At 50.2% G+C, this 9,811-nt stretch carries 10 protein-coding genes and 1 pseudogene; 6 read left to right on the top strand and 5 right to left on the bottom strand.

The features are described 5' to 3' along the window. On the top strand, window positions 1–810 hold an 810-nt coding region (locus PHT49_11865), incomplete at its 5' end, for a formyltransferase family protein (GenBank protein ID MDD5452580.1). A gap of 137 nt (window positions 811–947) precedes the next feature. Then, window positions 948–2,030, top strand: a complete 1,083-nt coding sequence (locus tag PHT49_11860; GenBank protein MDD5452579.1) for a hypothetical protein — start codon at window positions 948–950, stop codon at window positions 2,028–2,030. A 140-nt stretch (window positions 2,031–2,170) separates the two neighbouring features. Here PHT49_11860 and PHT49_11855 read toward each other — a convergent pair whose 3' ends face one another. From PHT49_11855 to PHT49_11840, 4 genes and pseudogenes are all read right to left on the bottom strand, one after another. Further along, window positions 2,171–3,073, bottom strand: coding sequence for an FAD-dependent oxidoreductase (locus PHT49_11855; GenBank protein ID MDD5452578.1), 903 nt, complete (start codon window positions 3,071–3,073; stop codon window positions 2,171–2,173). Between the two features lie 87 nt (window positions 3,074–3,160). Then, a pseudogene (locus tag PHT49_11850) lies at window positions 3,161–3,337 on the bottom strand (thioredoxin family protein). Window positions 3,338–3,352: 15 nt separating this feature from the next. Continuing rightward, window positions 3,353–3,793 carry a hypothetical protein gene (locus PHT49_11845; GenBank protein ID MDD5452577.1) on the bottom strand — a complete coding sequence of 147 codons (441 nt, stop codon included), beginning with the start codon at window positions 3,791–3,793 and terminating at the stop codon, window positions 3,353–3,355. Window positions 3,794–3,904: 111 nt separating this feature from the next. Continuing rightward, window positions 3,905–4,252 (bottom strand): cytoplasmic protein, encoded by a 348-nt coding sequence (locus PHT49_11840; protein MDD5452576.1) that lies wholly within the window; start codon window positions 4,250–4,252, stop codon window positions 3,905–3,907. Window positions 4,253–5,046: 794 nt separating this feature from the next. On the opposite strand from PHT49_11840, the gene PHT49_11835 reads away from it, so the two are divergent. From PHT49_11835 to PHT49_11820, 4 genes are all read left to right on the top strand, one after another. Further along, the gene (locus PHT49_11835; protein MDD5452575.1) at window positions 5,047–5,439 is read left to right on the top strand and encodes a hypothetical protein; all 393 of its coding nucleotides are present in this window, start codon (window positions 5,047–5,049) and stop codon (window positions 5,437–5,439) included. 16 nt (window positions 5,440–5,455) lie between these two features. Further along, window positions 5,456–5,968 (top strand): chemotaxis protein CheW, encoded by a 513-nt coding sequence (locus tag PHT49_11830; GenBank protein ID MDD5452574.1) that lies wholly within the window; start codon window positions 5,456–5,458, stop codon window positions 5,966–5,968. After that, window positions 5,958–7,646: a methyl-accepting chemotaxis protein gene (locus PHT49_11825; GenBank protein ID MDD5452573.1), complete on the top strand. Its 1,689-nt coding sequence runs from the start codon at window positions 5,958–5,960 to the stop codon at window positions 7,644–7,646. The genes PHT49_11830 and PHT49_11825 overlap by 11 nt, the downstream gene beginning before the upstream one ends. 159 nt (window positions 7,647–7,805) lie before the next feature. Then, complete coding sequence (locus PHT49_11820) at window positions 7,806–8,090, top strand: hypothetical protein (GenBank protein ID MDD5452572.1); 285 nt, start codon at window positions 7,806–7,808, stop codon at window positions 8,088–8,090. A gap of 516 nt (window positions 8,091–8,606) precedes the next feature. Here the strand turns inward: PHT49_11820 and PHT49_11815 are convergent. Then, complete coding sequence (locus PHT49_11815; protein MDD5452571.1) at window positions 8,607–9,662, bottom strand: histone deacetylase; 1,056 nt, start codon at window positions 9,660–9,662, stop codon at window positions 8,607–8,609. Between the last annotated feature and the right edge of the window lie 149 nt (window positions 9,663–9,811).

Raw genomic sequence — 9,811 nt, 5'->3', positions numbered from 1 at the left:
AAAGGAGAATATCTCGTGTCTTACCTGATAGGCTGGTTTTCTACCGGACGGGATAAGGCGGCCAGGGATTTGCTCAGCACGGCCTATGAGAATATGCGAAGCGGCTTTATCCCTGCCGCCATCGAGTATGTCTTTTGCAATCGCAATATGGGTGAAAGCGCTGAAAGCGACAAGTTTCTGGAACTCACCCGGGATCTTGGTCTTAAGACAATTACCTTCTCATCCAGAGATTTTTTGCCTGAAGAGAAAAGGCAGTCCATGGAAAGATGGCGCACCCTTTACCATCGGGCGGTTTTGGAACGAATCAGCAACTTCCGGAATAATCTCATTATGCTGGCCGGATACATGCTTATTGTCAGCCCGGAAATGTGCCGGAGACATGCCATAATCAACCTTCATCCTGCGGCCCCTAAGGGACCGGCCGGCACGTGGCAGGAAGTCATCTGGAAGCTCATTAATCAAAAAGCGGGTGAAACCGGGGTAATGATACACGTAGTTACCGAGACCCTTGACGAAGGCCCTCCTATAACGTATTGTACATTTCCGATTTTTGGGGGAGGATTTGATCCTCTTTGGGCTGAGCTACGAAGCAAACTTGGAACTCATACCTTACAGGAACTAATAGCCGCAGAGGGAGAATCCAACAAACTATTTCAGCGTATCCGGCAGGAAGGGGTAAGACGGGAGAACCCTTTAATTGTCCTGACCCTGAAGACTCTGGCCGAAGGGAAAGTAGAAATAAGCGGGAAAAACGCCCTTGCCCCGTATTGTTTAAATAAGGAAATCGATGCCTATCTACAAATTAGCTAGTGTTCATCCGGAAACTGCCGTTTCCGAATGAAAGCTCTCAGCGATCAGCTTTCAGCCGTAAGCAAAAAATAAGACAAACAACAGCTTAAGCTGAAAGCGGATAGCTGACTGCTGACCGTTCTTCAAGGGAAACAGATATGAAAACCGTCCAACTGAACATCGATTGCGAAGGTCCCATCACCAAAAACGACAATGCCTTTGAGCTATGTCAGGCCTTTGTCCCGAAGGGGGATAACTTCTTCGCTCTCATCAGCAAGTACGATGACTTTCTGGCGGACATCGAGAAGAAGCCGGGCTATCAGGCCGGTGACACCCTTAAGTTAATTCTGCCCTTTCTGAAGGCATTTGGCCTGACTCACCAGCAGATGATAGACTATTCGCGCTCGCACCTCATCCTCCTGCCCGGGGCCAAAGAGACCCTGCAGCAGGTCATGGAGATTATGCCCACATTTATTATAAGCACCAGTTATGAGCCATATCTCGAGGCCCTTTGCCAGGTCACCGGGTTTCCATTCAGCCAGATTTACTGTACTAAAATAGATATGGATCAATATAGCCTGCCTGAAGACGAGCAGGAATATCTAAGAAAGGCGGCTGCCGAGATTGCAGATATGCCCATGCTGGAATGGGAGATTGACATTGACGGGTCATATGAGCTCTCTCCCCATAGCCAGGATACTATCCAACGTCTCGCGGCAATCTTCTGGGAAGAGATATGCTCTATGGAGGCCGGACGATTACTGGCTGAGACCAAGACCATCGGTGGGAGGGCCAAGGCCCGGGCTGTTTTGGATAGTCTGAAAATAACGAACAATGACCTCTCACGGGTCATGTATCTGGGCGACAGTATCACAGATGTCGAGGCCCTGGACCTGGTCAGGGACGGCGGCGGCCTGAGCGTAAGCTTTAACGGGAATGGATATGCGGTCCGATCGGCTGAAATATGCTGTCTGTCCGGGCAGGCCTCGATTATTTTCCTTCTTGCCGCACTCTTCAAAAAGGGCGGGAAGAACCTGGTCTTGGAGGTAGCTGATAATTGGAGTATCGAGAGATTGAAAGACCTCAAAGAGGCTCAGTATCTGCTGACACCACTGGCAACCGGCCAGACTGGTTTTCCCAGGCTGGAAATCATTAACGAAAAAAACAGGGAAAGACTGGTACAGGAAAGCGAGACCTTTCGTAAGGAAGTCCGCGGGATGGCCATCGGATCCCTTGGCTAGTCCGGACAAACCAGTTTGTAACAAAGCCTTTTCACCGCTGAGCACGCAGAGTCCGCAGAGAAAAACCTTTGCCACCAAGGCATCAAGACACAAAGTAATAATCTTGGTCTTAGTGGTTTGGCGTCTTAGTGGCTGAATAGTTACAAATTCCTTTTCCAGTACGGATTGGCCAGGTCTTCAAAAGCAGTCATCGCCGCTACCGCCCCCTGGCCGACAGCAGTCACAATCTGTTTAACCCCACCGGTAATGTCACCGACGGCGTAGATGCGCGGCACATTGGTTCTCTGCCGGCGGTCAGCCTTTACGTAACCGGCCTCGTCCAGTTCCACGCCCGTTTTTTTGGCTAATTCATTTACCGGTTCGTAGCCTATGGATATAAAGACGCCATCCACCGGCATTTCTTCCGTCTTTCCAGTTTTTGTATCCTCAATACGCACGCCGGTGACTGTCTTGTCACCCAGTATCTCGTCCACCCCTGAGTTCCAGGACACCGGAATCTTCCGGCTGAAAAGACTTTCCTGGAGGCGCAATTCAGCGCGAAGTTTATCCTTGCGATGGACAAGTGTTACACCGACTCCGAGACTATCCAGATAAAGGGCCTCGGTTACAGCACTGTTTCCGCCGCCGACCATGATGACCTTCTTCCCCTTATAAAAATAGCCGTCGCAGGTAGCGCAGTAACTCACTCCCCGGCCATAAAGGCGTTCCTCACCGGGCACGCCCAGCTTACGGTGTTTGGCCCCGGTGGCCAGGATGACCGCCCGGCATATATATTTGCCCCTGTTTGTGCTGACTTTAATCTGTTCATCCGGTTTTATCTCCAGAACCTCTTCACCTTGATGGATATGGGCATATTGGCGGGCATGCTGGGCCATTAAATCCACCAGAGACTTACCGGCCACACGTGTAAGCCCGGGATAATTTTCGACGACCGGTGTCAGGGCCACCTGTCCGCCCACGACCCCTTTTTCCAGGACCACGCATTTCAGGCCGCTTCTTTCACCATATATCGCGGCAGTCAGCCCTCCGGGACCGGCTCCCACGATAACTATGTCCACATGTACCTCTTCCCCCTCCCGGATAAGCGGAGGCAATCCGGCGGCCGGTTCCTGCAAGGTCAAGACCTTGTCGATAAAGGCATCCTGCGTGTCCACGCCGAGGGAAACCGTCTTTCCGTTAATCACCGTATGCGGGACAGAGGAAACCCCGTACTTGCCGGCCAGGTCTTCATTTTCTGAGGCCTCGACTATCTCTGCCGTTATTAAATCCGGCCTTTCCAGGGCAGAGGCAACCGCCGCAGCCACCTGCTGCGGGCAGTACGGTCAGGTAGGGGTGACAAAGACCTGTATATGGCGGCTTTCTTTGAGCGCAGCCAGCCGCTTCCGGGCGGAGGAAGAAAGGAGCGTCTTCCCCACAGAGGTCATGACGATGGTGTCCAGAAAGGAGCGCATCTCTTCCCCGGCCGGTGAACCGGTATAGCGGATATGGTAGGCGGCAGGATCTATAAGAATGGTTGGTGATCGGCTGACATCATATTTTTTCGAGACCTCATCGCCTAATTCATGAAATTCAGGGATAATCTTGGGAGTTAATTTCCCCAGTTCTTTGATCAGCGCCATGGTAAAGCGATTGAAGGGATCGTTTTCTCCTTCCCGGGTGAAGACGTAGATAGGGACTTCCTTTTTCAATATGTCAAACTTCTTTTTTAATATCTCTTCCTTGTCCTGCTGAATCACCTTCGCCTTTTTTTTGCCGCCAAACATTCGTTTCTTCCTTCCAATTGTCAACTATTGTCAAAAGATTAACCACAGAGCACACAGGCCTACGGTCTGCCGTAGGCAGAGAAAATAAGAATATCAATAAATCAAGAAACGTCAGAACGTCAGAACCGTAAAACCTTCTTCCAGATACCGGGCTATACTGGGATGACCGTTCATTTCGTCGAGAAGTCTGAGCCCCTGCTGCTTGGCCGCCTCCTGTGCGCCGGTCATGGCCGAGCAGGCCTTGCACACCCCGTCAATCAGCCCCTCTTCTTTTACTTTCTTAAAAAGTCCGGCAAAGGGCTTCTGCTCATCCATCAGGTCTTTTACAAACCGGGTGGCCTTGGTTTCGATTATTATTTTTGCCTCATATCCTTGCTTTTTCATGTCTATGGCATTCATCATGATATGGGCGAACACGCCTAAATCCTCGCTAAAGGCAAACAGGGCTATCTTTTTCATATACCACTACCTCCTTTCTTTCAAAGAAGTATTATCAAGAATTTCACCGCCCGCCTAAATACCGGCGGATCTTCGACGGAGACGCAAAGAACACAGAGATATCATTTAAAGATCTGTGGCGTCTGCGTCATCTTAATAAAATTCTGGCATGATTTATCCGGGGAAGGCAAGAGAAATATATCGCAGGCAAGGCAGCGGACGCAGCAAATACCCGGATGAAGCCCCTGTTTTCAGGGGCTTCATCCGGGGAGGGGTGCTAATCCTTTTCGCTCATTTAGCCCAATGTGTACGATTAATGTGATTGTTCACATTTTCACTTGATGGATTTTTTTTATCCGCCGATAAACAGAAAAAAGTTTATATTTTTATAAGGCACTGGACGAACGTCAGGGTATTTGTTGAAGACCTTTAACAAGATAGCCGAGTTGTGTTGAATGTTGGTAACTCATAATTTAAAAAGAATGGCCTGTGAGAGTATGAGTGCGAATCGTGAGTTGGCACGTGGTTTGCACACACACACACACACACACACACACACACACACACACACACACACACACACACACACACACACACACACACACACACACACACACACACACACACACACACACACCTATAACCTAATCAGTTTTCGAGTTTTTAAACAATCAGTTATTCAATCCGGCTGTGTCGACTGCCCAGCGCAGAGGATCAAAGGGGAGTGGTCGGCTCAGGCCGGATTTTATTTTGCGGCAGGCATGAAAAGATTGCCGGGCTTAACATGATTTCCTGTTAAGACGGGGAAAGGAGGGATGACCAGAGTGATCTTGGTTTATTATGGAACGGTGACGGATGGAGCCGGACAGCGCCTGCAGAGGGTGATCGAGGAGTTGGTTCCGAAGGCAGAACTGGAGGTTTACGGAACGATTAAAAAACTTGCCGCAAGACTTCGCCAGCCCGTAGGCGACGTGACCATGGCTGTTCTTTTAGCTGCCACCCGGGAAGACCTTTCGCAGATTTTGTCCATTTGCGATTTGCTTTGTTATGTTCGCATTATGCTTATTCTTCCGGACCGGGAGGAAGATACCATAGCGAAAGGACATAGTCTGCGGCCGCGGTTTTTGACCTATGCGGACGGCGACTTCCTGGACGTTGCGGCGGTATTAGGCAAGATACTCAGGCATTCAGATTTTAATAGATCATGAAGGGAGGTGTAAAAGAATGAGTGAACAGGTTCAAATAATAGATCAGGCTGTAAGGTCTATGTCTGACAAGGAGGGAAAATATCTGACCTTTTTTCTGGCCGGGGAATACGGGATCAGCATTCTGAAGGTCAGGGAGATCATCGGGATGATGCCGATCACCACTGTGCCCGAGACCCCGGAATTTGTCCAGGGGGTAATAAATCTGCGGGGCAAGGTGATTCCGGTGGTTGACCTCAGGCTCCGATTCAGGATGCCCCGGATCGACTACACGGATCGAACCTGCATCATTGTGGTAGAGGTAACCCAGGCCTTGCGCCACGTACAGATGGGGATTGTGGTGGATTCGGTATCGGAGGTTTTAAACATCAAAGGTGAGGATATTGATGACACGCTGGTCTTAAGTGGCAACCTGGATACAGATTTCATCCTTGGTATGGCCAAGATGGAAGGCGGTGTAAAGATACTGCTGGATATCGATAAGGTGCTGGGTGGAAAAGAATTTGGCGATTTTTTAAACAATGCAGCATAGAAAATACTACAAACTTGAGATGGAGGTAATAATTATGTTTAAGAACATGAAATTGGGGACCAAGCTTTATCTGGGGTTTGGGGTCGTCCTATTTTTGATGCTGGCCTCCGGCCTTTACTCAGTGACCCAGATGCGTTCCGTAACCAATGAGTATAACAACGTTATTCACCAGGACCTGGAGACAGCCTTAGAGGCCTTTGGCATGCGGTCCTGGACCGCAGAAGAGATCAAGGTCACAAAGGACGCCATTGTTCGGCGCGAAAACCCCAAAGACCTGGAAAAGGCTATCGGAGAGTTTGAAGAAGCCCGGGCCAAGGTAAGCGAGTACAGGCAAAAATTGCAGAATGCCGAAAAAGAGGGAGTGTTGAATGAGAACCAAAAAAAAGAGCTTAATAAATTTGATCAAGAACAAAAAGAACTAGTTGATTCATGGGAAAAGGCCAAAGGCATTCTTTTAGGTGGAGGAACCGCGGCCGATGCGGATGCCTTGATGCGTGGTAAGGGAAGGGCAGCTTTGGAAGCAGTAGCAGATATGGTCAGAGATACAAGAGAAGGAGCCCTTAAAGCAGCCGGTGAGGCTGACGCCGACGCTTCCAGAAGTAATACAGTTATGCTGATTACCATCGGAACCATTCTCCTGTTAGGTATAGGCGCGGCTGTCTTTATCACTTCGACCACAAATCGCCATTTGCGGGGCATAATCGACGGTCTCGGTGAGGCATCTGACCAGGTGAGCGCCGCCTCTGCGCAGGTAGCATCGGCCAGCCAGCAGTTGGCCGAGGGAGCGTCTGAGCAGGCGGCTGGCCTTGAAGAGACCTCTTCCTCCATGGAGGAGATGTCCTCCATGACCAAACAGAATGCGGACAACGCCAATCAGGCAAACGGCCTGATGGGAGAGGCCGCAAAGGTTATCGAGCAGGCCGATGATTCCATGACTGAATTGACCGCCTCCATGCAAGAGATCTCCCAAGCCAGTGAGGAGACATCCAAGATCGTCAAGACGATCGATGAGATTGCCTTCCAGACCAACCTGCTGGCGTTAAACGCGGCCGTAGAGGCGGCGCGTGCGGGTGAGGCCGGAGCCGGTTTCGCCGTGGTGGCCGAAGAGGTTCGGAATCTGGCCATGCGTGCGGCGGATGCAGCCAAAAACACCGCTAACTTGATCGAAGGCACGGTAAAAAAGATAGGCGCCGGTTCAGAGCTGGTGAATAAGACCAACGAGGCGTTTAAGGCGGTAGCCGAGAAGAGCGGGAAGGTGAAAGATCTGGTCGGTGAGATTGCGGCCGCCTCCCGGGAGCAGGCCCAGGGTGTTGGACAGGTCAGTACGGCTGTGGCCGAGATGGACAAGGTAGTACAGGCCAATTCCGCCTCGGCTGAGGAAAATGCCTCGGCCAGTGAAGAGCTTAATGCTCAGGCCGAGAACATGAAGGACTTTGTCAGTCAACTGGTGGCCTTAGTAGGCGGAGCCGCAGTAAATGACGCATCATCTGTCAAAAATAGGCTGGCCGGGATCAGTCAGCGTTTTGGAAAAAACAGGGGCGAAGTCAGGCAGCTTACCCGTGAGGGACCTAAGAAGCCTCTCCCTAAAATCAAGGCGGGGCCCGGCAGAGTCAAACCGGAAGAGGTCATTCCCCTAGAAGCGCATGACGAACATAAAAGTGACTTCCGGGATTTCTGAGGTCTTACGGGGGGTGTCCGTCGCTCACCACACTTGCCTTTTTGATTTTTGTGTTAGCTGGCATACCGGCCATTGGAATGGAAGTTTAATTAAAACCCAGGAATCCAGTGCCGATAAGCTTAACCAATAACGTATCTATCAAAATAAGGAGGATAAACAATGACAGGAAAGACTGCGAAAGAGACAGCAGTAAAGGCTCAAGCGGCTAAAGCTCCAGCAAGTAAGAGAGAGGCTCCCGGAATAGCCAGGATCAGGAATGAAGCCATAAAGAAGGCAAAAGCGTTTAATATCCCTATGGAACGGCTTACCCTCTCCGACCTTATTAAGACGGTTCAACTTACCGAGGGCAATTTTGATTGTTTTGGTTCAGCCACAGCATACTGCGACCAGAATGCTTGCAGCTGGCGTGCTGTATGTTTTACGACAGCCAGTCAGCATTTGTAGATCAACGAGGGTGCGATACGGATAAGGCCTTGCACGGAATTTTCGGACTAAGCCGCCGTGGGAAGCCGGTTGCCGGGTTAGATAATAGCTTCCACAAAACTTCCTTTATCAGCCGCTGGTCGTAACGCTCCATTTTTAATGTGACCTTAAAAAATACTCCCCGCCTTTAGTTATGGCGAGATGAACGTCGCGTAATATACCCGGCGTTTTTGCGGCTGTTAGCTCTTTATAACCCTTTCAAGCCCAAGATCGTTTGCTACTGCTAGGCATTCCGGGCTAAGCCCATGCAGGCCCACTTCAATTCTTCTGCTTTTCTTGTACTGGAAGAGAATATCCATAAGTACAGCCAGCCCAATGGTAGTCCTCTTTTTCCCTATTGGTTTTTAAAACCACCATCTTGGGGGTTCTATTTTTGACAAGATTAAAGCCCCTTGTCAGGCTTGGCTCTTTTGGAAAAGCATCTGGTCGTCATTGGACACCTCCTCCGAGTATAATCATCCTTATTATGGTCGATTTTTATCTGAGGCAAGCCCAGTGTTTCTTATGCACCTCCTTGGCCCGCTTGATAATCACAGAGGACCGGTCTTCGCCCGGAGGCGCAAAATCCTGGCCCAGGATGTCTGTCCCGGAAAGTTCATTTAACACGGCCCGAACTGACTCCTTCTGCCCCGTCACGTTATATCCGCCTTCCAGGACCAGGAGAAGACGTCCCCCGCAGCAGGTCCCGGCAATGTCCATGAGTATCCGGGTAAGTCCGGCAAAACCTTTTTCTGTAACCTGCATGGTCCCGAGGGGGTCCTTGTAGTAAATATCAAATCCGGCCGAGACCAGCACTATATCCGGCTTATATTCCAGGGCCACCGGCCGCAGGATATTCTGAAAGATAGCCATATACTCGCCTTCATCCTGACCGCCCGGAAGGGGTATGTTCATCGTATAACCCTCACCCGCGCCTGAACCGGCCTCAGAGAAATTTCCCGTGCCCGGATAGTAAGGAAATTGATGGGTGGAAAAATAGAGCACGTCCGGGCGGTCATAAAAGGAATGCTGTGTTCCATTACCATGGTGGATATCCCAATCTACAATTAATATCCTCTTTATCCCATAGCGGTTGATAAGATAATGCGCGCCCAGGGCTATATTGTTAAACAGGCAAAAACCCATGGCCTGGTCTGCCTCGGCATGATGGCCAGGAGGCCGCACCAGGGCAAAACCATTGGCGATCTTTTTATCAAAAAGGGCATCGATAAGGGAAAAGACGCCTCCCACGGCCAGAAGGGCCACATCGTATGATGTCTCAGAAGTACGGGTATCGGGGTCCAGGTGGGAAACCGCCTTGCCGGCCGTGGCGGCTATACGTTTGATATGTCCTTTGCTGTGGTTCCAGGAAAGTTCTTCGTGGCCGGCCTGTCGTGGTTCGACCTTAACAAATTTATCTTTAAAATCCGGTTCTGCAAAGAGTTCATAGATGGCCCGCAGGCGCTCCGGGCTTTCCACGTGATAGGAACCGGGGTCGTGCTCCATGTATCTATTGTCAGCCACCACGCCTGTCTTTATAGAAGCTAGGGACATCTTTGTTTTCCTCCAGATTGAAACGCAGATTTTCGCTGATTTTCAGAGAAAAATATTCTATAAGATATTAATCCGCCCAGGCGGAGGTTTATTTACGGCTGATATATTTATACAGTTAGCCCCGTAGGGTGGGCACAGCATTATCGTGC

The sequence above is a fragment of the Desulfovibrionales bacterium genome (genome assembly GCA_028715605.1).
Lineage (GTDB): Bacteria > Desulfobacterota > QYQD01 > QYQD01 > QYQD01 > QYQD01.
This window is presented reverse-complemented; position numbering and strand designations above follow the sequence as displayed.

Coding starts and splice junctions, on each gene's coding strand:
- PHT49_11860 (MDD5452579.1), top strand. CDS start 948: ATGAAAACCGTCCAACTGAACATCGATTGCGAAGGTCCCATCACCAAA.
- PHT49_11845 (MDD5452577.1), bottom strand. CDS start 3,793: ATGTTTGGCGGCAAAAAAAAGGCGAAGGTGATTCAGCAGGACAAGGAA.
- PHT49_11840 (MDD5452576.1), bottom strand. CDS start 4,252: ATGAAAAAGATAGCCCTGTTTGCCTTTAGCGAGGATTTAGGCGTGTTC.
- PHT49_11835 (MDD5452575.1), top strand. CDS start 5,047: ATGACCAGAGTGATCTTGGTTTATTATGGAACGGTGACGGATGGAGCC.
- PHT49_11830 (MDD5452574.1), top strand. CDS start 5,456: ATGAGTGAACAGGTTCAAATAATAGATCAGGCTGTAAGGTCTATGTCT.
- PHT49_11825 (MDD5452573.1), top strand. CDS start 5,958: ATGCAGCATAGAAAATACTACAAACTTGAGATGGAGGTAATAATTATG.
- PHT49_11820 (MDD5452572.1), top strand. CDS start 7,806: ATGACAGGAAAGACTGCGAAAGAGACAGCAGTAAAGGCTCAAGCGGCT.
- PHT49_11815 (MDD5452571.1), bottom strand. CDS start 9,662: ATGTCCCTAGCTTCTATAAAGACAGGCGTGGTGGCTGACAATAGATAC.